The sequence below is a fragment of the Ruminococcus gauvreauii genome (assembly GCF_025151995.1).
GTDB classification, from domain to species: domain Bacteria; phylum Bacillota; class Clostridia; order Lachnospirales; family Lachnospiraceae; genus Ruminococcus_G; species Ruminococcus_G gauvreauii.
This window is the reverse complement of sequence record NZ_CP102290.1, coordinates 3700829-3726677: the sequence shown is the minus strand read 5'-3', so window position 1 is coordinate 3726677 and position 25849 is coordinate 3700829. Positions and strand designations below refer to the sequence as shown.

General features: G+C 48.8%; 21 protein-coding genes and 1 pseudogene. 3 read left to right on the top strand and 19 right to left on the bottom strand.

The window, feature by feature from the left end; all coding sequences use genetic code 11:
* Positions 1-6 precede the first annotated feature (6 nt).
* The 11 genes from NQ502_RS17495 to NQ502_RS17445 all read right to left on the bottom strand — a co-directional run bounded on the left by NQ502_RS17495 (position 7) and on the right by NQ502_RS17445 (position 10963).
* Complete coding sequence (locus tag NQ502_RS17495) at positions 7-2058, bottom strand: oxidoreductase (RefSeq protein ID WP_028528734.1); 2052 nt, start codon at positions 2056-2058, stop codon at positions 7-9.
* Between the two features lie 162 nt (positions 2059-2220).
* Positions 2221-2664, bottom strand: coding sequence for a chemotaxis protein CheW (locus NQ502_RS17490; RefSeq protein ID WP_028528733.1), 444 nt, complete (start codon positions 2662-2664; stop codon positions 2221-2223).
* Positions 2654-4696 carry a chemotaxis protein CheA gene (locus NQ502_RS17485; protein ID WP_028528732.1) on the bottom strand — a complete coding sequence of 681 codons (2043 nt, stop codon included), beginning with the start codon at positions 4694-4696 and terminating at the stop codon, positions 2654-2656. Before NQ502_RS17485 ends, NQ502_RS17490 begins: the two co-directional genes overlap by 11 nt.
* Before the next feature lie 12 nt (positions 4697-4708).
* On the bottom strand, positions 4709-5647 hold the full coding sequence (locus tag NQ502_RS17480; RefSeq protein ID WP_028528731.1) for a GGDEF domain-containing response regulator: 939 nt from the start codon (positions 5645-5647) through the stop codon (positions 4709-4711).
* Positions 5648-5667: 20 nt separating this feature from the next.
* Positions 5668-6144: a chemotaxis protein CheD gene (locus tag NQ502_RS17475; RefSeq protein ID WP_028528730.1), complete on the bottom strand. Its 477-nt coding sequence runs from the start codon at positions 6142-6144 to the stop codon at positions 5668-5670.
* 4 nt (positions 6145-6148) lie between these two features.
* Positions 6149-6763, bottom strand: coding sequence for a chemotaxis protein CheC (locus tag NQ502_RS17470; protein WP_028528729.1), 615 nt, complete (start codon positions 6761-6763; stop codon positions 6149-6151).
* 17 nt (positions 6764-6780) lie between these two features.
* Positions 6781-8460, bottom strand: coding sequence for a methyl-accepting chemotaxis protein (locus NQ502_RS17465; RefSeq protein ID WP_028528728.1), 1680 nt, complete (start codon positions 8458-8460; stop codon positions 6781-6783).
* On the bottom strand, positions 8457-8834 hold the full coding sequence (locus NQ502_RS17460) for a response regulator (RefSeq protein WP_028528727.1): 378 nt from the start codon (positions 8832-8834) through the stop codon (positions 8457-8459). The genes NQ502_RS17465 and NQ502_RS17460 overlap by 4 nt, the downstream gene beginning before the upstream one ends.
* Positions 8816-9670 carry a CheR family methyltransferase gene (locus NQ502_RS17455; RefSeq protein ID WP_044983265.1) on the bottom strand — a complete coding sequence of 285 codons (855 nt, stop codon included), beginning with the start codon at positions 9668-9670 and terminating at the stop codon, positions 8816-8818. Before NQ502_RS17455 ends, NQ502_RS17460 begins: the two co-directional genes overlap by 19 nt.
* Before the next feature lie 15 nt (positions 9671-9685).
* Complete coding sequence (locus NQ502_RS17450) at positions 9686-10156, bottom strand: hypothetical protein (RefSeq protein WP_028528726.1); 471 nt, start codon at positions 10154-10156, stop codon at positions 9686-9688.
* Positions 10157-10261: 105 nt separating this feature from the next.
* Entirely contained in the window at positions 10262-10963 is a 702-nt protein-coding gene (locus tag NQ502_RS17445) for a 3'-5' exonuclease (protein WP_028528725.1), read from the bottom strand.
* A gap of 186 nt (positions 10964-11149) precedes the next feature.
* Here NQ502_RS17445 and NQ502_RS17440 point away from each other — a divergent pair, with 186 nt between their 5' ends.
* The 3 genes and pseudogenes from NQ502_RS17440 to NQ502_RS19545 form a co-directional block, all read left to right on the top strand.
* Entirely contained in the window at positions 11150-11461 is a 312-nt protein-coding gene (locus NQ502_RS17440; protein WP_049898150.1) for a DUF1905 domain-containing protein, read from the top strand.
* A 175-nt stretch (positions 11462-11636) separates the two neighbouring features.
* Positions 11637-11891: a TfoX/Sxy family DNA transformation protein gene (locus NQ502_RS17435; RefSeq protein WP_028528723.1), complete on the top strand. Its 255-nt coding sequence runs from the start codon at positions 11637-11639 to the stop codon at positions 11889-11891.
* A 96-nt stretch (positions 11892-11987) separates the two neighbouring features.
* Positions 11988-12080: pseudogene (locus NQ502_RS19545) on the top strand (hypothetical protein); the annotation flags it as partial.
* A 209-nt stretch (positions 12081-12289) separates the two neighbouring features.
* Here the strand turns inward: NQ502_RS19545 and tsf are convergent.
* From tsf to NQ502_RS19435, 8 genes are all read right to left on the bottom strand, one after another.
* Positions 12290-13231, bottom strand: a complete 942-nt coding sequence (gene tsf / locus NQ502_RS17430; RefSeq protein WP_028528722.1) for a translation elongation factor Ts — start codon at positions 13229-13231, stop codon at positions 12290-12292.
* 34 nt (positions 13232-13265) lie between these two features.
* Positions 13266-13997: a 30S ribosomal protein S2 gene (gene rpsB / locus NQ502_RS17425; RefSeq protein ID WP_028528721.1), complete on the bottom strand. Its 732-nt coding sequence runs from the start codon at positions 13995-13997 to the stop codon at positions 13266-13268.
* Positions 13998-14177: 180 nt separating this feature from the next.
* Complete coding sequence (locus NQ502_RS17420) at positions 14178-16082, bottom strand: PdaC/SigV domain-containing protein (RefSeq protein ID WP_028528720.1); 1905 nt, start codon at positions 16080-16082, stop codon at positions 14178-14180.
* A 22-nt stretch (positions 16083-16104) separates the two neighbouring features.
* Positions 16105-16833, bottom strand: a complete 729-nt coding sequence (locus NQ502_RS17415) for a YARHG domain-containing protein (RefSeq protein WP_028528719.1) — start codon at positions 16831-16833, stop codon at positions 16105-16107.
* A 23-nt stretch (positions 16834-16856) separates the two neighbouring features.
* Positions 16857-17846, bottom strand: coding sequence for an adenosine deaminase (gene add / locus NQ502_RS17410; RefSeq protein WP_028528718.1), 990 nt, complete (start codon positions 17844-17846; stop codon positions 16857-16859).
* A 105-nt stretch (positions 17847-17951) separates the two neighbouring features.
* Positions 17952-19445 (bottom strand): glutamate synthase subunit beta, encoded by a 1494-nt coding sequence (locus NQ502_RS17405; protein ID WP_028528717.1) that lies wholly within the window; start codon positions 19443-19445, stop codon positions 17952-17954.
* Positions 19446-19456: 11 nt separating this feature from the next.
* On the bottom strand, positions 19457-24007 hold the full coding sequence (gltB, locus tag NQ502_RS17400; RefSeq protein ID WP_341349410.1) for a glutamate synthase large subunit: 4551 nt from the start codon (positions 24005-24007) through the stop codon (positions 19457-19459).
* 259 nt (positions 24008-24266) lie between these two features.
* Positions 24267-25841: an HAD hydrolase-like protein gene (locus NQ502_RS19435; protein WP_083963292.1), complete on the bottom strand. Its 1575-nt coding sequence runs from the start codon at positions 25839-25841 to the stop codon at positions 24267-24269.
* Positions 25842-25849 lie beyond the last annotated feature (8 nt).

The window sequence follows — 25849 nt, the reverse complement described above, 5'->3', positions numbered from 1 at the left end:
CTCCCATCAGATTTTCATAGCCGTCTCGTATGCACTCCAGACAACGGACCTGAGGTTGCCAACCTTCAGACAGTCACCCACAAGGTATGTTCTTTTTCCTTTTCCCGTGAGCGGACTGGAGACATACCCGGCGGAGCTGATCACCGAATCACAGGCGATCTCGACCTTCCCGCTGTCCTTTGTGCAGACGATCGAGCCTTCCCTTACCTCTCTTAGCATAGTCTCCAGATAGACGGGAATCCTGTGCAGTGCAAACCATTCGCGCAGATATGAACTGTTGGCGAGACAAACGCCCTTCTGGGAAACCAGGTCGTCCTTCATCTCGACTATGATTGGTTTCTTTCCTTTTAATGCCAGCTCATACGCAATCTCACATCCCGTCAGGCCTCCTCCTATCACAGCCACCGTATCTCCCACTCCGGCGCCGTTCAGGTATTCGCACGCCTCGATCATCCGTTCATAGCCGGGCACATTTTTCAATGTCCGCGGAACGGCTCCGGTGGCAATGATGACCGCTTCGTTTCCGAACTTCGCCGTGTCCCGAACTTCCTCGTTCAGATGAACTTCTATGTCAAGCACGTCCATCTGACGTCTGTACCAGGTGAGCAGGTTCCTGAGTTTATCTTTATAAGACTCCGCACTTGCCGGAATAAAGGTACCGCCGAGGCGGTCGCTTTTTTCATGAATGACCGGATTATGCCCACGTAATTTCAGCACTCTGGCTGCTTCCATACCGCCGATGCCTCCGCCGATGATATGAACTCTCTCAGGCGACGATGTTTTCCTGATATGATGCTTATCCCACTGCATGGTCTCAGCATTCACTGCACACCGCGCGAGATGCAGGCTGTCCGAAAGCTCCTGATCATTTGGAACCCCCTTATAGTGGCACATATTGAAGCATCCGTTGTGGCATAAGATGCAGGGACGTATATCCTCTTCTCTTCCTTCCATCATCTTAGTCACCCATTCCTGGTCAGCCAGAAACTGACGGGCAAAGCCCGCTCCGTCTATTTTCCCTGCCGCAATGGACTCGGCTGCCGTGTGCGGATCCATTCGACCTGCACACACGACGGGAATATCCGTGAACTTCCGAATGTGTTCCACATCCTCCAGATTGCAGTTCTTGGGCATATAGATCGGCGGGTGCGCCCAGTACCACGCATCGTAGGTACCATTATCACAGTTCAGCATATCATAGCCGGCATCCTGGAGGTATCTCACAGCCTTTTCTGACTCCTCCATATCTCTTCCCGCCTCTGTGAAATCTTCTCCGGGCAGCGCGCCTTTCCGATATCCCTTCGTCATGGAACGGACACTGTACCTTAAGGACACGGGGAAATCTTTCCCGCACACCCTCTTGATCGCCTGCACGATCTCTACGGCAAAACGATATCGGTTTTCAAAAGACCCCCCATACTGATCTGTACGGCGGTTCACGTACTTCAGAGTAAACTGGTCAAGCAGATAGCCCTCATGCACCGCATGGATCTCAACGCCGTCCACTCCCGCGTCCTGAAGCAGTTTCGCACATTTTGCAAACGCCTCCACGAACTCATGGATCTCTTCCACCGTCATCTCTCTGGACGGAACTTTATCAGACCAGCGGTTGGGCGAAGGGCTCGCCGAAGCCGTGATCTTATCCAGATCCATAAACGGTTTGGAAACCACCCTCAGAAATTTGTTTGTGTAAAGTGTCTCCATCAGCTCGCTGACCGTGAAAGACCGTCCAAACCCGGCGGTCAGCTGAACGAATAATTTTGCTCCCGTCTCGTGGAACTTTGGCATCCAGGCTTTCAAGTCCTCATACATCTTTTTATTCTTATAAAGCCACTGTCCGAACATCGGGTTATAGACGGGTTGACATCCAGGCAGCACCAGCCCCGCATGGTTTTTCGCCACCTCCATGATAAACTTTGCACCATCCTTGTCAAAATGGTTCTTCTCCATCCATCCCAGAAGATTCGTACCTCCCATTGAGGTTAAAACAATCCGGTTCTTAATATCACAGTTACCGATTTTCCACGGTGTAAATAACGGTTCTAACTTTGCATCCATCCTCATTCCCCCCTGGCACAGTAGTGTATTGGTGAAGTGTCTCCTGCTTTGTTCTATCTATATTCTATCATATCCGGCACTGAGACGCCATTCCTTACTGCAAAAGACCGTTCGTATTTACCCGCTGCTTCCGAACCACCGATTTGTCCTCAATAAGTATGGTTATGCGTTATGAAAGATCATCAGGTGATCCATCAGTTTCTCAATATCTCCAAGAGAAAACAAGTGATCCCTGTACTTATAGAATGCCTTTCCTGTCCAGGTGTCCGTCCCCGTTTCTTCGTGTCCCGGCATATCAATCCAGGTCATGTCCTCTGCCTGTACCATATACGGGTCTCTGAAAAGCAATATTCCGAGCTGATATTTCTGATATTCCAGAACCAGAATCACTGACCTGGTCTTATCTTTCCCGGTTTCCGCTTCTTCCTCCAGCCTGATAACCGGTATAATTGCCCCCTGATAATGGAAGACACCCGCAAAATGCTCTGGGAGACACGGGACTTTAGACACCCGCATATTCGGGCAGATTTCTTTGATATATGTAAACTCCACGGCATAGTTCTTTGTCCTGCCGGGAATGCATAGAATCTCTTTGTTAATGTCCAATTCTGTATCCTCCTTCGCTCACGTACAGATTCACAAGTATTTCCACATCCAGTGCCGAACAGATTCTGCCATTTCCCATCATACTGAGCCCGCTGATTCCCGTAAAACGGCGGAATCCAGTGCCAAATAGAGGCGGCAGTGGTTTCACCACAATACGCTTCTGTTCATACATGGAATCCGCTATGATACAGTACTCCTTATCGTTTTTTTTCAGGCATATGATGATCGCAGTATCTTCGGTTTTCCCCTGCAGATGATAGAAGCGGTGAAGGTCTATCAGCGGTACCATTTTTTCCGACATCATGATGTAGGAAGTTCCGCCTTTCAGCTCCTGTATCAGACCCGTTTTTTCCCTGTACTCCATAAAACCAGACACATAACGCGCCGGCAGCGAAAATCTGCATTCCCCCACCCGGAAGCGCACACATTCAATCGTAGAGAGCGTCAGCGGAAGCATAATTGTAAACTTACTCCCTTTTCCTGCCTCGCTGTCTATATAAAGATGTCCGCCTGCCTCCTCCATGATATTTTTAACAACATCAAGCCCCACTCCGCGTCCTGAATAGTCTGTAACCTTCTCCTGGGTTGTAAAACCGGGCGAGAGAATCAGTTCCCACAGTTCCTGTGTATCATACGCATCTTCCGGTTTTTCCAAAAGCCCTTTTTTCTTTGCAGATGCTTTGATCTTCTCTGCATCAATTCCCCGTCCGTCATCCTGAATCGAAAGGATCAGTTCACCGACAGTACTCTCCGCGGTAAAGACAATCTTTCCGGTTTTTTCCTTACCGGAAGCCGCACGTTCTGCCGGCGTCTCAATTCCGTGGTCTACCGCATTGCGAATGATGTGCATCAGCGCTTCAAAGACATATTCCACGACACTTTTGTCCGCCTCAATATCCCCGCAGCTGGCAACAAATTCTACGTCCTTTTTCTGAACACGGCAGATGTCACGAAAAATCCTGCGAAGTTTTGGAACAAGACTGTTGACAGGAACCATCCGCATCTCCATCACTGTTTTTTCCACATCACCGATGAGACGATTCAGCTGATATGCAGTCCCCTCTCTGATCTCCTCCAGTCCCGCCCGGCGCAGCGCATCGTCCAGTGTCAGCATCTGTATCATCATCTCTCCGGCCAGATTCTGCAGGCGATCCAGACGGTCTGTCCTGACATTCAGAAATTCCGCCTCTTTCTTTTCCGCTGATTCCCTGTCATCTTTCGTCGTATGTTCTGTTGGCAGAACCGCTCTTATCGTCCGGTCTTCTACGATCTCGCAGGATGCCACAAACAAACCTCCCCGAAGAATATCGAGCACCTTATTCTTTTCCTGGCTCTCAAACCGGAGCAGCACTCCGTGTCTGCTGATGTATTCTGCCTCTGACTGTGCCTTGTCAAGATGCTCCGGAAATGATTCCACGCAGCTGCAATGTCCCTCGATCTGCCGGACAAGCATAAACGCACGAATATGTTCCAGCCTGCATCCCTCCTCCAGTTTAATTCTGACGATCACGCCTCCTTTGCCGTCAAAGTTCTCCGGTATCCGCTCCGGTTCCTCTGCATTTTCCCCGCGGGTTTCCTGTATTTCCTCCGTTTGTTTTCCCCCGTCCTCTCGTCTTCCCTGTTTTGCCGCGCGAAGATATTCTTCAGCCCGGATCTCTATATCACTGGCCGGGTGAGGCTGATAAGAGTCCAGTGACATGCCTTCCAGCTCTTTGGCAATATAATCGGATACCGTAAATAACAAATCAAACAGCTCAGGTTCCGGATCTTTTATGACGCCATATGTTTCCCTGTAGTATGCAAAAAGATCCTCCAGCTTATGTGCTGTCCGTGATAAATCACTAAGCCTCATCATTGCCGAGGATCCTTTGATCGTATGCATGATCCGGAAAACCGCATGGATCTCACTCTCTGTAAATGCATGGTTCTTTTCTGCTTCCAGCAGAAACCCGTCCAGCTGCTCCAGCAGCTGCCGGGTTTCCAGCATATATACTTCCAGCATTTCTTTTTCATCTGAATCAAAATATCCCATAGTTATCTCCGTCTACTCTATCTCCTCATACCAGACACTGCAGTTCTTCCCGTGACGTTTTCCATAATAGAGCGCCTGATCCGCATATTTGATGTTCAGCTCGATTCCTTCCTCCTCACTGTAACAGTGCAGCCCCAGCGTAATGGTGCAGGAAAATTCCACGGAGTCATGAAAGAACGTATATTGCTCCACTTTCCTGCGGATCGTTTCGCTCAGCTCAAAGGCCTCTTCCTCTGTAACATTCATGAGTGCGATCAGAAACTCTTCCCCGCCCCAGCGGACCACTTTAAATTTCTGGCATACTTCTCCCATGATGCCTGCGATACATACCAGTGCCACATCACCCGCATCATGTCCATATGTATCATTTACTTTCTTAAAATCATCAATATCTGCAAGAATCAGGACATTTTTCTTTTCATTATGAATCTGGATATCTTCTGCCAGATCTCCTACGACATAACGGCGGTTATACAGACCCGTCAGCCCGTCCCTGAATGCCATGTTGTTCAGTTTCTGCATGTTGCTGCGCAGTTCTTCATTCACTTTATTCAGTTCATCCTTCTGCTTCTTCATCTGGAGATGTATCTGTACCCGTGATTTTAGCTCACCATGCGCAAACGGTTTCTTGATATAATCGCAGGCACCCATCGTCAGCCCCCTGACCACATCCTCATCATTATCTCTGGACGTCAGAAAAATAATGGACGCATGATTCTGATCAACGCTCCTCAGTTTTTCAAACAGGTCATACCCGTCCGCATCGGGAAGAACTACATCCAGCAGTATCAGATCCGGCTGATACAGTTTTACCAGTTCAACTGCTTCTTCCCCGCTGTGTGCCTCACAGAGAAATACTCCTTCCGCCCCGTCAAGAGCTGTTTTTATCTGCTGGCAGATCAGCAGACTGTCATCGACTGCCAATACTATCTGTCTGTCACTTGCATTCATAGCTTACCTCCATCTGTTCGTCAAATCACTCTCGTTGCACGCCTGACCGTGCTGATTTCCAGACTGCCGTCCTTTCCCGAGAAAAGAATGGTCCTTCCGTAATTGTCTCCGGTGTCCTCTGCGATAACAGGAATCCCGGCTTTTCTTAAAGCCTGCTTCACAGCATCGACATTCTGTTTTCCAATTTCCCATTTACCGCCTGCATTCTGAAACATATCAGCGCCTCCTGCGATCTTGGCGGTCATCCGTATCCGCTTGGCCCCAAGCGCCTCCATTTCCCGGATCAGCGTCTGCACTCCTGATGCAGCATATTTGTATGGATTCCTTTGATCGGTACTATGCCCGGCATCAGGGAGAACAACATGCGCCATCCCTGCCACTTTTTCCCGCATATCATACAAACAGATTCCCACACAGGAGCCAAGTGCGTACGATATGAGGGTCTGACCGGCATGCACTGCTCTGCCCTCCGCGATCCCTACAATGACTTTTTCCATATCGCTACATTTCCTCCAGCCACTCGGAGATTTTGCGCATCGATTCCATCTCCGGGAAGAACAAAATCTGTCCGCACAACGTTTCGCTGTCCAGGCGGATCTCGTTGTCAATCATCAGAAGCATATCGCTCGCTTTCATCAGATGCGAGACAACCGTGCTGAAAATCGCGCCCCCCATATCCGTACTGAGGTGTGGCACCGTGACCTCGATCCTTTTGTTCAGCAGCTGTGCCAACGCATTGACGTAAGCACCGCACATTACATTTCCCAGTTCACAGAAGACTGACCGCTCCATATCATCCATCCGGGCCAGATCTCTTTCCTTTTTTTCCAGCAGCCAGTCAAGCGCACGCACTGCGAATTCCATGTCAAGCAGAAATAAAAATATTCCCTCTATTTCACCGCACGCTTCCAGCATAATTCCAATCTTCTCTTTCTCCGAGCTGCCAGGGTCTTCATACATCTCCTGATAGCTTACCAGCTTCAGCCTCGTGGAGTGGACCTCCAGCGGGCGCGCCAGCATTGCGGAGAGGGCTGTCACCGCATTGCCTGTGCCGATATTTCCGAGTTCTTTCAGCATATCCTGTTCATTCTCATTCAGTTCCCCGCTCTTATCCATCTTCGATCTCCCCTGTTCTATGCAAGCTCAAATTGTTCTACCAGTTCTTTTAATATCTGGGCCTGAGCTGACAGCTCTTCACTCGCCGCTGCACTCTCTTCGGTCGTAGCAGAATTCCTCTGTACAATCTCCGAAATCAACTCTACACTCTTTCGAATCTGTGTAATGGCAATCGCCTGCTGTGATGATTCCGCAGAGATCTTATCCACCATCCGGTTAACCTCCTGGGCGCCTTCTACCGAGATTTTCAAGGCTTCAGCCGCAGAATCGACGGCTTCCATACCTGCCTGTACGGCCTCTGTATTCTTCTCAATTAATTCGGCTGTGAGCTTTGATGCTCCCGTCGTCTTGGATGCAAGTCTTCTCACTTCTCCTGCCACGACAGAGAACCCCTTCCCTGCATCGCCTGCTCTGGCCGCCTCCACTGCAGCATTCAGCGCAAGAATGTTTGTCTGGAATGCAATATCCTCTATCTCTTTTACAATCCCTGTGATCTCTTTTGAATTCTTTTGAACTTCCCTGATGCTCTTCAACAGTATTTCCATCTGGTCATTGCTCGTTACCAGTCTTGTTCCCACCTTGTCTGCCAACAGACTCGACTTGTGTGCATTTTCTGCATTTTCCTTTACACTGTCGGTGATCTCATTGATGCTGACCGCCAGTTCTTCGATAGAGCCCGCCTGCTCCGATGCTCCCTGTGCCAGAACCTGCGCACCGCTTGAAACCTGTTCCGCGCCGCCGGACACCTGATCTGCACTGCCGCTGATCTGCTGCATGGACTCTCTGAGCAGATGCGTAATCTCCTCCATCGACTCCCCAAGGGCAATAAAATCCCCCTTGAATTCGACATTTGGACGATAACTGAGGCATCCGCTGCCAAGTGACGACAAACCGGCTTTTATCTCTCTGACATAGCTGCTCAGAGCTTCGGCAGTGCTTCGGATATCGTCTGCCAGCTGTCCCAGTTCATTTCTGGACGTATAAGTAATCTCCAGATCCAGGTCGCCGTTTGCGATCTGATTGGCTGCTCTTTTAACCGTATTAATCGGAACAATGATGCTCCTTGTGATCACATACCATAAAATTCCCGTGAACAGTATGATCACTCCCGCCAGGATCCAGATCAGAACCACGATTCTGCTGTTCATAGCCTGTCCTTCATTCAGACTGTTCTGTGCATCTGCCGAGGCGGCATCCACCAGCTGCGAAAGCGTTTCTCTGACCTGTGTCGCTATCGAATCATACTCGTCGAAGTAGATATTCAGAGCCTGCTCATTATCCCCCGCCTCCAGCAAAGTCATCATCTTGTCTCTCGGAACCACCATACCGGCAAACTTTTCTTCCAGTTCAGCGGCTATCTCTCCTCCGCTGATATATCCTGTTGTCAGTTCCTCCACATACGTTCCCGCATTGTCTATCAGTTTCTTTGTGTCGGTAAGATATGCCTCCCGGTCCTTTATCCCGTCTGTCGCTGCCAGAAGAATCATATTTCGCTGTACATTATTAATATTTCCGAGCAGTTTCTGTGACGTTTCCACATTGGCAAACGCACCGTTATACAGCTGTTCCATCCGATCCGACATATTCCTGATATTGACCACGGCAGTAAGTACGGTCACCACATACATCACCAGAATCAGGGCAAATGTAAGAATCAGTTTTTTTCCTATTCTCATATTTTCAAATTTTTTTCTCATATCGTGTTCTCCTCCGCGATGCAGTTATTGATGATTTTGATAAATTCATCATTTTTAAACGGCTTTACAATGAAATCAGCGGCCCCTTTCGAGAGCGCATCCAGAATCATTGTCTCCTGACCAACGGCAGAGCACATGATAACTTTTGCCCAGGGAGCCTTCGGCATGATTTCTTCCAATACCTTCATCCCCGTCATCCCCGTCATTGTGATATCGAGAATCATCAGATCCGGTTTTTCCTTCCAGAACAGCTCCAGTGCAGATTCCCCGTCCGATGCCTCTATGATATCGCGATATCCTTCTGCTTCCAGATTTCTCCGGATCAGTTTTCTCATAAACATTGCATCATCTACGATCATAATTTTCTTTTCCATATATTCTCCTTTGCCGCCTGGTCATTTTCTTTCACACTCTTTTTATAGACTGCCGGATACACCAGCTGCAGATTCGTCTCATCTCCAGGCAATAGTTCTGCATGTCCGATCATAAGATATCCTCCCGGATTCAGACTGTTTTCCAGCTGCCTGACAAGCTTTCTCCTGGATTCCCTGTCGAAATAGATCATCACATTCCGGCACAGAATCAGATCGTACTTTTCCGATACCGGTTTCATCAGGTTCTGTTTTATAAAACGTATATTGCACCTCAGGTCCCTGTCGACCGAAAACTGATGTTTATTCTCCATATGGCAGTATTTCTCCCTCCACTCGATGGGAAGCTGCTCCAATTCCCTCGCCGGATACACTGCCTCTTCGGCCTTCCTCAATACTTCCTCTGAGATGTCGGACGCCGTAATTCTGATATTCGGCATCTTCGCCACCGCGTCTCTGTAATCCCTCAGCAACATGGCCAGCGTGTAGCATTCCTCCCCTGTGGAGCACCCTGCACACCATATGTTGTAAAATGCTGTATAACTTTTCTGAAACATTTCGGGGAGAATTTTTTCATTTAACAGCCTGAAGTGTTCCGGTTCCCTCATAAAATATGTATAGTTGGTAGTCAGTCTCTCAACAAGTTCTTCTACCATCCTTCCATCCGGATCTTTTTTCATTTTATCAAAATATGAGCCAAAGGAATTGAAACCCCCGCGTTCCAGTTCTCTGGCCATTCTGCATTCGATCAATATTTGTTTCTTTTCCAGATTAATTCCATATGTCTCACGCATATACCGGACAATATCTGCAAATTCTTTTTCATTCAGCCTAATCATCGTCACCCGTCCGCCTTATTCAGAATTGATAACGGCAAGATCCGCAAGAATTTCCATACACAGAACGAAAGCAAGACCTTTTCCATGTTCCTTTCGGATCACCGCTGCACTGATAAACCGGTTCTTTTCATTTTTCACCGGCCTTTTCAGCTCCATGATACAATCCGGAGCCACTTCCCTGACTCCTGTCACTTTCTCCGCCGCAATCCCCAGACGCTTTCCCTCATGTTCGAGCAGAATGCCGTATCTGGGACAATCTCCCTCTGCCCGGCATCCGACGGTTTTCTCCCAGTCAAGAATCGCCACATCTTCTTCCCATAATCCGTTTTCCCTGATTTCTTTCACCCACGGCAGCGCGGCGAGAAAACAGAAACCGACTGCTGTAAATTCCAGATACTTATTTTCCAGGCCTTCCATAACCATCCGCCTTTCCCTGTCCCCTCTGCCGCGTCTTGTCATTCCGGGCGGACCTGCCTCATCATACATGATTCAACCTGCAGGCCGTCTAGCTTGTTCACATTATATCATACTCCACAGGCAATATCCACGAAAACCAAAACATAAAAAACCCCTGCACACGGTATATTTCCGTCAGCTGCAAGGGTTTAGGATGCTGTCAATCAGCCTGGATGCCTCATTTTTCGTCAGTGTCTCCATGTTCAGATCCTGCATGATTCCTTTCTGTTTCGTCAGACGTTTCAGCAGGCTCAGCTGCTTGGGCGTCGCAGGAGGACATTCCCCGGATGTGCATACCAGAGGTTTCGCCGCAAATAATCCCGGATGTTTCTCCTCAAAATAGTGGGACATGGTCTGATACAGCTTTGCGGTCGCCAGGGCGTCATGGTAAGCTCTGTGGGCCGCTTGGTTTTGTATGCGGTAATGTTCACACAGCGCTCCCAGACTCTTTGACGGCAGCTCCCGGTGCACTGACCTGGCGATACTCAAGGTGTCGATACCGACTCGGTCAAACACATAACCAAGTGATCTGGCGCTATTATGAATGAAACTGTAATCAAAGATCAGATTATGTCCGATCAGAATATCTTCCTCACAAAACTCCAGAAACTCAGGGATTACCTGTTCCCTGCTCCTGGCACCGGCAACCATATCATTGCTGATGCCGGTAATCCTGGTGATATTTTCCTGTATTGGCAGTCTGGGCTTTATAAATGTGATAAAACGTTCCTGGACCTTTCCTTCACGGACTTTTAAAGCCCCGATCTCAATAATCTCATGCTCTGCGGGGCTCAGTCCGGTCGTCTCAACGTCAAAAGCTATGTATGAGTTCAGCATATCGCCTGTGTCATCCTCACTTTCTCTTTTGTAATGTGCCTGCATATACTCTTACAGTTTGCTTTCATTATATACGGAATATGATACGCATTCAAGCCGAAACTTTAAACTTTTCTTTTTGATTGTCAATGTTATTGTATTACTGTATAATTTTACTATAATTATGAATTTATGTGAGGTGAGAATATGGAGAACAAAGGTATTCGTTATGAGTTTACAGCAAAACCTTATATATACTCATCGTCAGCAGACATGATTGGATGGACATTTGTTTCACTTCCTAATGATCTGTCATTGGAAATAAGAAACAATTTTAAGTGGCTAGAACAGGGCTGGGGTCGAATGAAAGTAACAGTGAAAATTGGCAGCACAGAATGGCAAACCTCTATCTGGTTTGACACCAAACAAGACACTTACTTGCTTCCACTCAAAGCAATAGTGCGGAAAAAAGAAAAGGTCGTACACAATAAGGATGTTAATATTATTATACTTGTCTAATTATCTTACAGTTCCAGCGGCAGAAAAATTTGCGACAATGAACCATTAGTGGTTGGGGAATATGCAACATAAAAACTGATTGATTTTGTTGTTGCAAATCGTGAAAACGATTATTTACTCTAATAAAAAACAGTGAATTTTGCAGTTTATAAACAGGAAGAAAGGATTTGATTGGATGGCAAAATTAACTTCTATGCGTAATATTGGAAAAGAAATGGAAAAGAAACTTAAATCAATTGGTATTTGTTCTGCAGAAGAACTATTGCAAGCAGGCAGTGAAGAAGCCTTTATTCGTTTAAAGATGCGTTATCCTAATGTTTGTCTGGTGCATTTATATACGCTCCAAGGTGCAATCGATGATATTGAATACAATCAGTTGTCCGATAAAGTTAAGGGCAAATTAAAAAGTTTTAGTGATAGCTTTAAATGAAACTTTTGATTGAACTGGCAAAGTGATAAATCAGAATTTATGAAGAGATGGATTTGGGTGATAAAAGCATTGTTTCATTTGTGACAGGCAGTAACTGAGTACATAGATTACTATAATGGCTTACGATATCAAAAACGGCTCAACTGCATGACGCCATACAGGCACTACCTGCAAACCAAAGCTGCATAAAAATATCTCCAACCGTACAACTACGGCTGGAGATAGAAAAATTTATTTTTTGCCTGTCTATTTGACAGGGAGCAGTTCAGTTCACAACTTAGTGCGACAGCCCCTTCTTTTTGTATTTATTAATGCGCAAACCTCTAAATTTCAGTTACATTATTTTAGCCCGCATAAATACTGGATTTATCAGCCCCATCAGGGATGCTTTCAAAAATCTAGTTGCCGCCCATCTGCTTTGCAACTTCAGCCGCAAAATCTTCTTCCTTCTTCTCGATTCCTTCGCCGGTCTCGAAACGAACAAAGCCTTTGATGGTGATGTTGGCACCGTTAGCTTTTGCAACTTCCTCAACATATTTGCCTACGGACTGTTTTCCGTCCTCAGCTTTTACATATACCTGATCAAGCAGGCAGATTTCTTTCATTTCTTTGTTGATACGTCCGTTTACCATTCCCTGGATCACTTTTTCAGGTTTCTGGGACTCTTTCGGATCGTTCATGATCTGAGCGAGCAGGATTTCTTTCTCGTGAGCAATGTATTCTTCACTGATCTCAGCACTGTTTGTGTACTGAGGTTTCAGAGCTGCAACCTGCATGGCAATGTTTTTTGCCATCTCTTTCACTGCATCATTCACAACATCTGTCACAACATCAACCAAAACACCGATTTTTCCGCCCATATGTGTGTAAGCGGAAACCATACCGTTTTCCTCGGTAACCTGTGCGAAACGGCGGATGTTCATGTTTTCACCGATTGTTGCGATCTGATGTGCAAGTGCTTCTGAAACAGTCTGAGATGTCTCGAATTTCCATGGCTCTGCCAGGAATGCTTCGATATCTGCTGCCGTTGTGTCCATAGCCTGCTCAGCAACCTGAGCTACGTATGCCTGGAATTTCTCGTTCTTTGCAACGAAGTCTGTCTCTGCATTTACTTCTACAGCAACTGCTTTCTTGCTGTCATCAGAAACTTTTAACATAACGATACCTTCTGCTGCAATTCTTCCTGCTTTTTTCTGAGCCGTAGCAAGTCCTTTTTCTCTTAAGAACTCCATTGCTTTATCCATGTCGCCTTCTGTTTCTGTAAGAGCTTTCTTACAGTCCATCATACCAGCGCCGCTGATCTCTCTTAATTCTTTAACCATTGCTGCTGTAATAGCCATTATGATTTCCCTCCTGATTGACTTGTCGTATTTATTACTCTGCTGCTGCTTCCGTTTCTTCTGCGAATTCTTCCTCGCTGGCTTCACCCTGTTTTGCTTCGATAACAGCGTCTGCCATTTTTGCAACAATCAGTTTTACTGCACGGATTGCATCGTCGTTGCCTGGAATTACGTAGTCCAGTTCTTCCGGATCACAGTTCGTATCACAGATACCGATCAGCGGAATACCGAGTGTATGTGCTTCCTGAACGCAGATTCTCTCTTTTTTCGGATCTACGATGAAGATTGCATCCGGAACCTTTTTCATTTCCTTGATTCCGCCCAGGTTCTTCTGAAGCTTGGACAGTTCTTTTTTCAGTTCGATGACTTCTTTCTTAGGAAGAACATCGAATGTTCCGTCTTCCTGCATTGCTTCGATTTCTTTCAGTCTTCTGATTCTGCTCTGAATTGTCTTGAAGTTGGTCAGCATACCGCCCAGCCATCTCTCATTTACATAGAACATTCCGCAACGCTCTGCTTCTGCTTTGATTGCATCCTGCGCCTGTTTTTTCGTTCCAACGAACAGGATTGTTCCGCCGTCTGCAGCGATATCAGAAACTGCTTTATATGCATCGTCAACCATTCCGACAGATTTCTGAAGGTCGATGATATAGATACCGTTTCTCTCTGTGTAGATGTACTCCGCCATTTTCGGGTTCCATCTTCTTGTCTGATGTCCGAAATGAACACCTGCTTCCAAAAGTTGTTTCATTGAAATTACGCCCATGATATTATCTCCTTTTTCTGGTTTTTCTTCCGCATGCTTCGACGTTTCCTTGAGACCCGAGGGCTTCGGGCACCTTCAAGATACCCACATGCGTGTTTTTTGCGACCTTTGCATTATAGCACGGATAAACCGGGTTTTTCAAGCACTAAATGCTTAAAATTCCCGTAAATTTACAATTTTTCAGGGGTTTTCGGCAGGCGTAAGCACAACTTCCTGGCTTCCGGCAGCATACGGTCCCAGCCAGTAGAGCTGGGCGCGCAGTACAACGCCCTCCGCTGTCCGGTAATAACCGATCTCACGGAAGTCATCCGAGACCTGGCACTGTGTCCCTTCGAAATAAAGTTCAGGGTGAATCTTCATATCTTCATTGAACGCACTGTTCACCATGCTGACTGCAGAAGCGTGGTCCGTATTCAGAAGCTCTTCCAGTGTGTATATATGATCGCCAGCAAGATCGACTGTCATTCCGTACTCATAATACATGCCGTGCGCGCCCCCTGAATAATACCAGTCCGTAAAATGCATGGAAATATACGCGCCGTCCTGGAACGTGACTTCCACATCGCGGGAGACGCCGGCATTTTCAATTCCCTCCTCCTGCATGTCTTTCAGATATGACAGTAATTCCGACGCACTGTTCTGAAAATACGCATTCCATGCATCTGTCGTCGGAGAGGACGGTGAAAATACCGGATACCAGATATCCAGGCTGCCGTCAAGTACTTTCATCTGCATGGAATATGCCTGCTCGCTGTCTGATCCCTGCTTTCTTAAAAAGTCCGTAAACTTCACTGTGGCGCCGCTTATTTTTTCGCCGGTCTGTGCCGAATACAGGGCTCCTGCCTGCTCACTCGTGATGCCGGAGGTCTTGTCCGTTCTCAATATCTTTCTCAGAGTGATATCCTGATCCATCGCCGGATACTGGTATCCGATGCCGTCTAAATCAAGACCGAGTTCGTCCACCCGGGCGATAAAATCCAGCACAAACTGCCGGTTTTCTTCGGGACCGCTATAGTTTTCGTCCAGGCGTAGGCAGGCATCCGCCACATCATCCGATCCGGCCATATCCAGGCTCTCGCCGGCCGGCAGAAAAGCCTGATCACGATACTGAACTCTGCCCATAGTCCAGAATGCACCATCCGCAAAATACGTCGCTCTCCCGCCGCACTCATAGAAGATCACCGTATCCTTCCCGTACTCTTTAGAAAAAAAGTCGATGCGCATCGGAAAGCTGATACCGTCCAGCGCGTGATATCCCATATCAATCAAATACTCCGCCGCTTTTATCCAGCTTCCGTCCGATTCTCGCTCCAGCATATAAAACCAGTATCCCTGCTCGGAAAACTGTGAGGAATTTGTTCCTATAATAATTGCCAGAATTTCCTCCTGTCCATCCCCATCATAGTCGAACAGATCCGCACTCAGAATCCCCGTGTCTGCAATGCTGGAACATTTAATTCCCTGATCTGTTCTTTCATACCACATGTCATACGTACAGTCTGCCAGGTAAGGAAGCCCCAGAACCTGCCGTGCTGTTGCCGCAGCATCTGCAGCGGCGTCTGTTCCGCTATCCTTCTGCCCCATGTCCGCACTTTTCCCAAAATCATGTGTGATATATGTTTCTTCTATTATAGTCAGCTGTTCCTGAAGAACCTGTACATTTCCTTCTTTTACTGCCTCAATCCCCTGATTCAGAACTTCCACCGCCTGACTGTACTCTTCCGTCTCTGTATAGACGGCAGCGAGCTGAATGTATGGTCTGGGAAGACCGGGACTGACCGTAATCGCCTTTCGGTAACTGCTTTCAGCCTTCTCGTAATTCTTCTCTTCCAGATACTGATCCCCCATCGTGATCAGCTCCCGATACTCCTTCTTTTCAGAGATATGTGCCCAGAAAACCACGCCCAGAATCATGATCAGCAAAAGGATCCCTGTGATAATGAGTATGAGCAGCCTGTTGCTGTTGCTGCCGCGCTCAGGGGGCGCTGCCGCATGCCCAACCGTTTCTCCCGCAAGCCTGTTGCCGCAGTTTTCACAGTACGCATGGCTGTCGTCGTTATATACACCGCATCTTCCACAATACATTGCTCGCCCTCCCGCTCAGACCTTAACTGTAGCCTTTCGAAGCCTCATAATCTGAAATCAGCTTCGCATTTTTCAACTCTGTTTTGCTCAAATATGTATTGTCGTCAAAATTTTCAGCCGGTATACTCGGCACATACCAGCTTTTGCCCCGAAAATAAGAATCCAGAGCGGAATCATTGAACATCCTTCCGTGTCTTGCATATATTTCATTTCTGGCAACTCTCAGTTCCCACTCACTCAGTCCTGACAGATCGGAACTGTCAAGCTGTCGGCTGCTGCTGTCCGGGATCACATAATCCCCGCCGGCTGAATCATCCGGTTCCTGCGCCGGCAACGGTGCAGGAGTCACCGTCGGTGCCGGCTCCGGGGTTACGACCGGTTCCTGCACGGCTTCCGGCTCCTCTGCCGGAACCGGCGTCACTGTGACAGCCGGTACTTCGGCGGGTTCCACTGTATCATCCTTATCGTCCGCCTCAGGAGTATGCTCCTGTTCTGTTTTTGAAGACTCTGCGTACTGCTCCTCTTCTCTGTTGAGACTGACCAGCGTCGCAACGCCCCATATGATACCGATGACCAGAAGTACTGCGACAACTCCGAGCAATGCATAGAGTGCTTTTTCCTTTCCGTCCGTCTCTGGCTTTTTGCGCGGCGGCTGATACTGCTGCGTGTTATGACCTGTCAGTTTTCTTCCGCATCCCGGGCAGTACAGATCTCCCGATTCCAGCTTACTTCCACATTTTTCACAAAACATTGCTTCTCCCTCCTCATGTGTTATCACCAGTCGAACGCTTCAATTTTCTGCCTCAGCTTCTCCCTGACAGTGTCTGAAGCAAACGCATAGGCAGCGCTGTTCAGCAGCAGCTGTTTTTCTTCTGCCCCCGATAACCCGAAATATTCCCTCATAAGCTGCATTTCTTTCCCCAGCGTTGTGTCACTCACCGTTCGGTTGTCGGTGTTTACGGTCAAAACAACGCCCGAATTCAGAAGCGTACGAAATGGATACTGTTCGATACTCTCCGCCGCTTTTGTCTGGAGGTTGCTGGTGGGACAGAGCTCCAGACAAACCTTTTTATTTGCACACTCCTGCATCGCCCTCGCGTCTTTCGCGGCCGCAATCCCATGACCGATGCGCATCGCCCCCATGGCCAGCGCATCCAGTACATTCATCACGCTCCCGCACTCACCGGCATGAATTGTAAACGGTATGCCATGTCTTCCCGCTTCATAATAGAAGCGGCTGTGTGCGCCGACCGGATACTGCTTCTCATCGCCCGCAATATCGAATCCGGCGAGACCCATCCCGTAGAATTCGAGAAGATCGTGAAGCATCTGTATGTTGTCCTCCACGTTGTGGTGTCTCATCGCGCAAACGATAATCCCCGCCTCGGTCCCCGTCTCACGCCTTGCATCGTTCATACCCGAGATCACAGCATCCACCACCTGCCTGCTGTTCAGGCCCTGGCGGGTGTGCAGGAGCGGTGCAAAACGGATCTCCATGTAGATAACATTTTCCTTTGCAGCCTCGCAGATTGTATCATAGGCGGCCTCCCGCAGATTTTCCTGTGTCTGCAAACAGGCGACCGGCAGATCAAAATACGTCAGATACTCCGCCAGATCCTGGCATCTGGCGGGTGCCCGCAGCACCTCTTTTAAGTCATTCTTTCTTTTAGGTATTTTTAATCCGCTGCGGTTTGCCAGTTTTTGTACCGTCAGAAGCGGAAGAGATCCATCCAGATGGCAGTGCAGATCGATCTTCGGTGTCATACTATCCCTCCCTCAAAGTTAAACTTTCACGGGTTTATTATATCATTTCCGGAAGCCAAAAACAACGCCGTGCAGGCCCAATACAGAGCCTGCGGCGTTGTTTTTCTACTGAACGGAAAGATTCGTATAGCCCATCAGGCTCTCATCCACTTCCCTTGCGGCTTCTCTTCCTTCCCGGATCGCCCAGACGACCAGGGACTGGCCTCTGTGCATATCTCCTGCCGCAAATACGTTCGGCACATTTGTTGCGTACCCGTTTTCCTCCGTTGCAACATTGGTCCGTCCGTTGACTGCTACTTTAAATGCGTCTGTCACGTATTTCTGTGATCCCAAAAATCCCGCGGCGATCAGTACGACGTCCGCATCGATCGCCTGCTCTGTCCCTTCAACCGGAACCATCATCATACGTCCTGTTTTCTCATCCTTCTGACCCTCCAGTCTTACGATTTTGACCTGGCACAGTTCCCCTTTCTTATTTTTGATAAACTCAGTCACCGTCGTCTGATAGACACGGGGATCCCTGCCAAACACTGCGACAGCCTCCTCCTGACCGTAATCAGTCTTACAGATTCTCGGCCACTCGGGCCATGGATTATGCTCCGCCCTCTGATCCGGAGCCTTCGGCATCATTTCAATCTGTACTACACTGGACGCTCCCAGGCGTATCGATGTTCCGGTACAGTCATTTCCGGTGTCCCCGCCTCCGATGACCACGACTTTCTTCCCTTTTACATCGATATACTGTTTATCCCGAAATTCCGAATCCAGAAGACTCTTTGTTACAGAGGTCAGAAAATCCACCGCGAAATAAATTCCTTTGGCATCTCTGCCCGGAGCGCTGATGTCACGCGGATTTGACGCGCCGCAGCAGAGCACGGCGCGGTCAAATTCCCTCAGCAGCTTCTCCGCCCTGTAATTCTTCCCGACATCCGTATTCGTGACAAATGTGACGCCTTCCTCCTCCATGATTTTGATCTTCCGGTCGATCACATGTTTTTCCAGCTTCATATTCGGGATTCCGTAGCGAAGAAGTCCGCCGATGCGGTCATTCCTCTCAAATACAGTCACTGAGTGTCCTCTCTTGTTCAGCTGGTCAGCTGCTGCGAGACCGGAAGGACCGCTGCCTATCACCGCTACCTTTTTTCCGGTACGTGCGCGGGGCGGTTCCGCCTTCGCATACCCCATCTCATAAGCATGCTCAATGATGGCAAACTCATTTTCCTTTGTGGATACCGGTTCTCCGATCAGATTGCATGTGCAGGCCGCCTCACAGAGTGCCGGGCATACCCGTGATGTAAATTCCGGAAAGCTGCTCGTCTTTCTCAGGCGTCTGTACGCCTCTTCCCAGTTTCCGAGATATACAAGATCGTTCCATTCGGGGATCAGATTGTGCAGCGGACAGCCTGACACCATGTTGCCGAGCATCATACCGGACTGACAGAACGGCACACCGCAGGACATGCATCTCGCCCCCTGCAGCTGCTGTTCTTGCAGAGGAAGATGGATTTTAAACTCGCGGAAATGTCTGATCCTGGACTTTGGTTTTTCAGAAACACTGACTTTTCTCTCATATTCTAAAAATCCTGTTGCTTTTCCCATAGTTCTCCCTCCTATCCTCTCGTAGTCGCATAAAATGCCTCGATCTGTGCCTGGTTTGAGCTCAAACCTTTTTCCTCCATCTGTACCACTGCATTTTGCATCTTCTGATAATCATGCGGAATGATTTTCTTGAACTTCGGAAGATAATCTTTAAAGTTCTCCAGAACCTGTTTCCCTTTGACGGAGTTTGTACATGCCACATGTTCCTGAATCATCTCTTTGAGTTCCTGTACATCGTACTTGGAACTGATCCGTTCGATGGACACCATGGACTTGTTGATCTTAGTATAAAGATCATTATGATCATCGAGAACATACGCCACGCCTCCGCTCATGCCGGCTGCAAAGTTCTTGCCGATCTGTCCCAGGACAACTGCACGGCCGCCTGTCATATACTCGCATCCATGATCGCCGACGCCTTCCACTACCGCGACGGCCCCTGAATTTCGGACGCAGAAGCGTTCCCCGGCCACACCGTTGATAAATGCCTTTCCGCTGGTTGCCCCGTAGAGTGCCACGTTTCCGATGATGATATTTTCATCCTGTTTAAAGTTTACTCCCGTCGGAGGATAGACGATCAGTTTTCCTCCGGACAGCCCTTTTCCAAAATAATCGTTGCTGTCCCCGACAAGCTCCAGCGTCAGCCCCCTCGGAATGAATGCTCCGAAGCTCTGTCCTCCCGCACCGCTGCATTTTACAGTATACGTATCATCCTTCAGGCCCTCCCCGAACCTTCTGGTGATCTCAGAGCCCAGGATCGTCCCGAATGTACGGTTTGTGTTAGCGACATCCACTTCGATGCTTCCCGGCTGTCCGCTCTCGATCGCCGATCCGAGCTTTTTCAGCAGGATCCTCTCATCAGCCGTTTTCTCCAGTTCAAAGTCGTAGACTTGTTTCGGGTCAAACGTCACTTTATCCCCCGCCTTTGCAAACGGATTGTTCAGTATCCCAGACAGGTCCACTTTGGATGCCTTGATTCCGTCAAATTCCTTTTTCATGCGAAGGAAATCACTTCTTCCAACCAGCTCATCTACAGTTCTGACCCCGAGTTTTGCCATATATTCCCTCAGTTCCTCGGCGATGAAGCGCATGAAATTAATCACATATTCCGGTTTTCCCCTGAATCGCTTCCGAAGTTCCGGGTTCTGTGTCGCCACACCCACCGGACAGGTGTCCAGATTACAGACACGCATCATGACACATCCCATGGTCACAAGCGGCGCAGTCGCGAAGCCAAATTCTTCGGCGCCCAGCATTGCTGCGATTGCAACGTCACGGCCGCTCATCAGTTTACCGTCCGTCTCAATGCGCACTTTATTGCGCAGACCATTCATGATCAGCGTCTGGTGTGTTTCCGAAAGGCCCAGCTCCCATGGAAGTCCCGCATTTTGAATGGAACTTCGGGGGGCTGCACCCGTTCCGCCGTCGTACCCCGAGATCAGGATGACCTGTGCGCCGGCTTTTGCCACACCGGCAGCAACGGTTCCCACTCCCGCTTCTGATACCAGCTTCACAGAGATCCGGGCATTTTTATTTGCATTTTTACAGTCATAAATCAGCTGTGCAAGGTCCTCGATCGAATAGATATCGTGGTGCGGCGGAGGAGAGATCAGACTGACGCCCGGTGTCGAATGCCTCGTCTTTGCAATCCAGGGATATACTTTTCCTCCCGGCAGGTGTCCGCCTTCTCCGGGTTTCGCACCCTGTGCCATCTTTATCTGGATCTCCTGCGCACTTACCAGATATCTGGAGGTAACTCCGAACCGTCCGGATGCCACCTGTTTGATCGCTGAGCACTTATTCAGTCCGTCCCTGCCGACAGTCAGACGTTCATAGTCCTCTCCGCCCTCCCCGCTGTTAGATTTTCCGTGCAGTGTATTCATGGCGACTGCCAGCGTCTCGTGCGCCTCCCTGGAAATGGAGCCGTAAGACATTGCCCCCGTTTTAAACCGTGTCACGATCGAATCCACGCTTTCGACTTCCTCGATCGAAACTCCCTGTTTTGGAAAATGAAATGTCAGCAGATCTCTCAGTGTCCCTTCCCGGTGCTCCGAATTTACCAATGCAGTATATTCTTTAAACATCCCGTAGTCGCCGCGTTTTGTAGACTCCTGCAGCAGATGAATCGTCTGCGGATTGTACAGATGTTTTTCACCGCCGCTTCTCATCTTGTGGCGTCCGACGCTGTTCAGAGTCAGATCCGTCTCCAGCCCCAGCGGGTCGAATGCTGCAGAATGCAGTTCATCATTTTCCCTCGCAATGTCCTCCAGCGTGATACCGCCGATACGGCTGACAGTATTCGTAAAGTATTCATCGATCACACTTTTATCGATACCGATCGCCTCGAAGATCTGTGCTCCCTGGTACGACTGAATCGTTGAAATCCCCATCTTGGACGCGATCTTGACGATCCCGTGAAGAACCGCATCGTTGTAATCACTGACAGCCGCATAGTAGTCTTTATCCAGCATACCGCTGTCAATGAGCTGTCCGATCGTATCCTGTGCCAGATAAGGGTTGACCGCGCATGCGCCGTATCCGAGCAGTGTCGCAAAATGATGCACTTCACGGGGCTCTCCGGATTCCAGTATCATTGCCAGTGATGTTCTTTTCTTTGTTTTTACGAGATGCTGATGTACCGAAGATACCGCGAGCAGCGAGGGGATAGCCACATGGTTTTCATCCACCCCGCGGTCAGACAGGATCAGGATATTCGCGCCGTCCCGGTGAGCACGGTCAACCTCCACGAACAGCCGGTCCAGCGCCTTCTTCAGATCGGTGTTTTTGTAGTAGAGGATCGATACGATCTGAACCTTGAAATTCCCGGCATTCATGTTCTTGATCTTCATCAGGTCCGTATTCGTAAGGATCGGATTGTTCACCTGAAGCACTCTGCAGTTATCCGGTTTTTCCTCCAGAAGATTTCCGTCCTCTCCGACATATACCGTCGTTGAGGTCACGATTTCTTCCCGGATCGCGTCGATTGGAGGATTTGTCACCTGCGCAAACATCTGTTTAAAATAGTTGAACAGCGGCTGATGACCCTGATCCAGAACCGGAATCGGGGAATCAATGCCCATGGCGCCGATGCCCTCACTCGCATTTTGGGCCATATTTAAAATCGATGTCCGGTACTCTTCATACGTGTACCCGAAAGCTTTCAGAAGCCGTGCCCGTTCCTCCTCCGTGTAGCTTTCCACCCGCTGATTTGGTATCTTCAGCTCCTTTAAAGTGATCAGGCTGCTGTCCAGCCACTCTCCGTACGGCTGCCTGGAAGCATAGTATTCTTTCAGTTCATCATCGGAGACGACTTTCCCGTTTACCGTATCTACCATCAGCATTTTACCGGGATGCAGACGCTCTTTCTGTACGATTTTGGATGCGGGAATATCCAGGACCCCGACCTCGGAAGACAGGATCATATATCCGTCATCTGTGATATAATATCTGGACGGGCGCAGACCATTGCGGTCGAGCACCGCCCCCATGATATCACCGTCCGTAAACAGGATCGATGCAGGACCGTCCCACGGCTCCATCATGGTCGCGTAGTAATGATAGAAATCCTTTTTGTCCTGGGTCATCGTCCGGTTATTCTGCCATGGCTCCGGTATCAGGACCATCACTGCCAGCGGAAGCGGCATACCGCTCATAACCAGAAATTCCAGCGTATTGTCCAGCATTGCGGAGTCAGAGCCTTCCGAATTGATCACCGGAAGCACTTTGTGAAGTTCGTGCTGCAGAGCCCCGTTATCCATTGTCTCCTCCCGGGCAAGCATCTTGTCTGCGTTTCCGCGGATGGTATTGATTTCTCCGTTATGTACGATGATCCGGTAGGGATGCGCCCGTTCCCAGCTTGGATTCGTATTCGTGCTGAAACGGGAATGTACCATGGCAATCGCCGATTCATAAGCCGGGTTCTGCAGGTCTTCGAAGAACGTCCTCAGCTGTCCGACAAGAAACATCCCCTTGTATGCGATTGTGCGGCTCGACAGAGACGATACGTAAGTATTATCGTTGCTCTGTTCAAAAATCCGCCGTACGATATACAATTTGCGGTCGAACTCCAGACCTTTCGCCACATGTTCCGGGCGCTCCACAAATCCCTGCATCATGCACGGCATGCACTCCAGCGCTTTATGCCCCAGAACTTTCGGCACCGTCGGTACCATTCTCCAGCCGAGAAATTTCATCCCCTCTTTTTCCACGATGATCTCAAACATCTTTTTTGCCTGGTTTCGTTTCAGTTCATCCTGCGGGAAGAAAAACATACCGATTCCATAATCTCTTTCTTCACGTAAAAAGATGCCGATGGAATTACAGGCTTTCGAGAAGAATTTGTGCGATATCTGCAGCAGAATTCCTACTCCGTCTCCTGTTTTTCCTTCGGCATCTTTGCCCGCTCTGTGTTCCAGATTTTCAACAATTTTTAATGCATTCTCCACGGTTTCGTGTGTTTTCACTCCGTGAATGTTCACCACCGCTCCGATTCCACAGTTGTCATGCTCAAACCTGGCATCATACAAACCATGGCCGGACTGATTTCTCATCGTCCCTTGCATAGCCATCTCTCCTTTTCCTGTTTATTTCATGGAGTTCATACTAATGGTGTATTTGGTTTTTCACTGTAAGTAATATACTACATTTTTTTTCTCCTGTAAATAAAAACTTTCTGCAAATATTCAGATTACTTGTGAATTCTTTGTTTTTCCAATGTTTTTCTGTTATTTCACTTCAGTAACATGGTATTTCATTCCATGTAAAAACAAATGAAGCTCAGATCCCGGAGGTGCATGGGGTTTGAGCTTCATTTTATCGCCGTCAGGCCTCTTTTTTCTTATTCCTGCTGCTTTTTCCGCCCATCAGATAGACGCCCGAAAACAGTGCGAGGATTACAAATATTCCCAGCAGAATGCTGTATGCCATCACATGAGTTGCCGCCAGCGCGTTCACCAGACTCTTTCCGAGCAGTGACCAAAGATTCGCCGCCGCATGTGCGGTTATCACGACTTTCAGAGAATCCGTCCTGCACATCAGCATCGCAAACGCAAATCCCAGCAGACCCGCATAGACAAACTGTATCATATTCTCATGATAGATGCCGAACAGCAGCCCTGATATCAGTACCGCCCATCCGTTCCCCGTGTAGTCCTGCAGCCGCTTGAACACAAGTCCGCGGAACAGTATCTCCTCCGCTATGGGTGCCAGTATGCCGACGGTTATGCAGAGCACGATGATGCTCTGGCCGTCAAAGATCGCCGACTGCAGTTCAGGGTATGCCGGAAACAGATCTGCAAGCCCGCTGTAATTGATCAGATCATTTAAGACCTGGCTTGCAGTGACCGCAAACAGGACCGTCATTGCATACGTACCGCCGTGAACCCGCCTGCGGGTTTTCGCTTTCCTGCCTGATATTCCCCGTGTCCTGACTCTTTGGTCTCTCTGATACAGCAGCGTCATCGGAATAATCGCCAGAAATGCCGCAATTCCATTTAACCAGATGGTATGCTGCATGAGGAGCGCCTGCATTTCGCCGACAGACGAGGCGGCATTTTTCATCGTATACCAGCTGTAAAGGATGACAGCACCCGCCTGGGCGACAACGAACGTGATCAGATAGTACAGTCCCATGGGATACACAACCTGCCATATCTTTTTCAGCAGACTGTCGCTGCTCCCCATTGCCGGATATTCGTATGGTTCCTCCTGCTCATCGGGTGCCGCCTCCTCTTTCCCTGCATTCCGGTACCGGTCAGACAGTATCTTTAAGTCCTCCACTGTCTCCGCCACGTATACCGCTCCTGCGAGCTCCAGCTCATGCGGACTTCCGTATCCGTATCCGGCTCCGATACACTGCACGCCGCATTTGAGCGCTCCTTCTACGTCGTAAAAACGGTCGCCCACCATCAGCACGTCCTCCCGCTTGTCGGTCATGCCCAGTCTCAGCAGCGCCTCCTCGATCACCTCGTCTTTTTCCGTCCTGGTGCCGTCCATATTGGCACCCGTTACCACTTCAAAATACGTGTCAATGTGGAAATGTTCCAATATCTTTTTCACATAGATCTCTGGTTTTGAGGATGCCACACCCAATATCTTTTTCTCTTCCTGAAGCATCTTCAGGACTTCCTCGATCCCGTCATACGGCCTGTTTTCATACATACCGATCCTGGCATACCGTTCCCGGTAGACTGCCACCGCGACTTCCGCCTGCCGCTCCGGCATATGATACGTTTTCATAAACTGTTCCCGAAGCGGGGGACCCACAAAATGTTTCAGTTTTTCCAGATCCGGTTCATCGATCCCGAAGTGCTTAAGGGCATACTGCACGCACTTCGTGATACCCTCCGCCGAGTCTGTCAAAGTACCATCCAGGTCAAACAATATTATCTGTGACATACACTAAC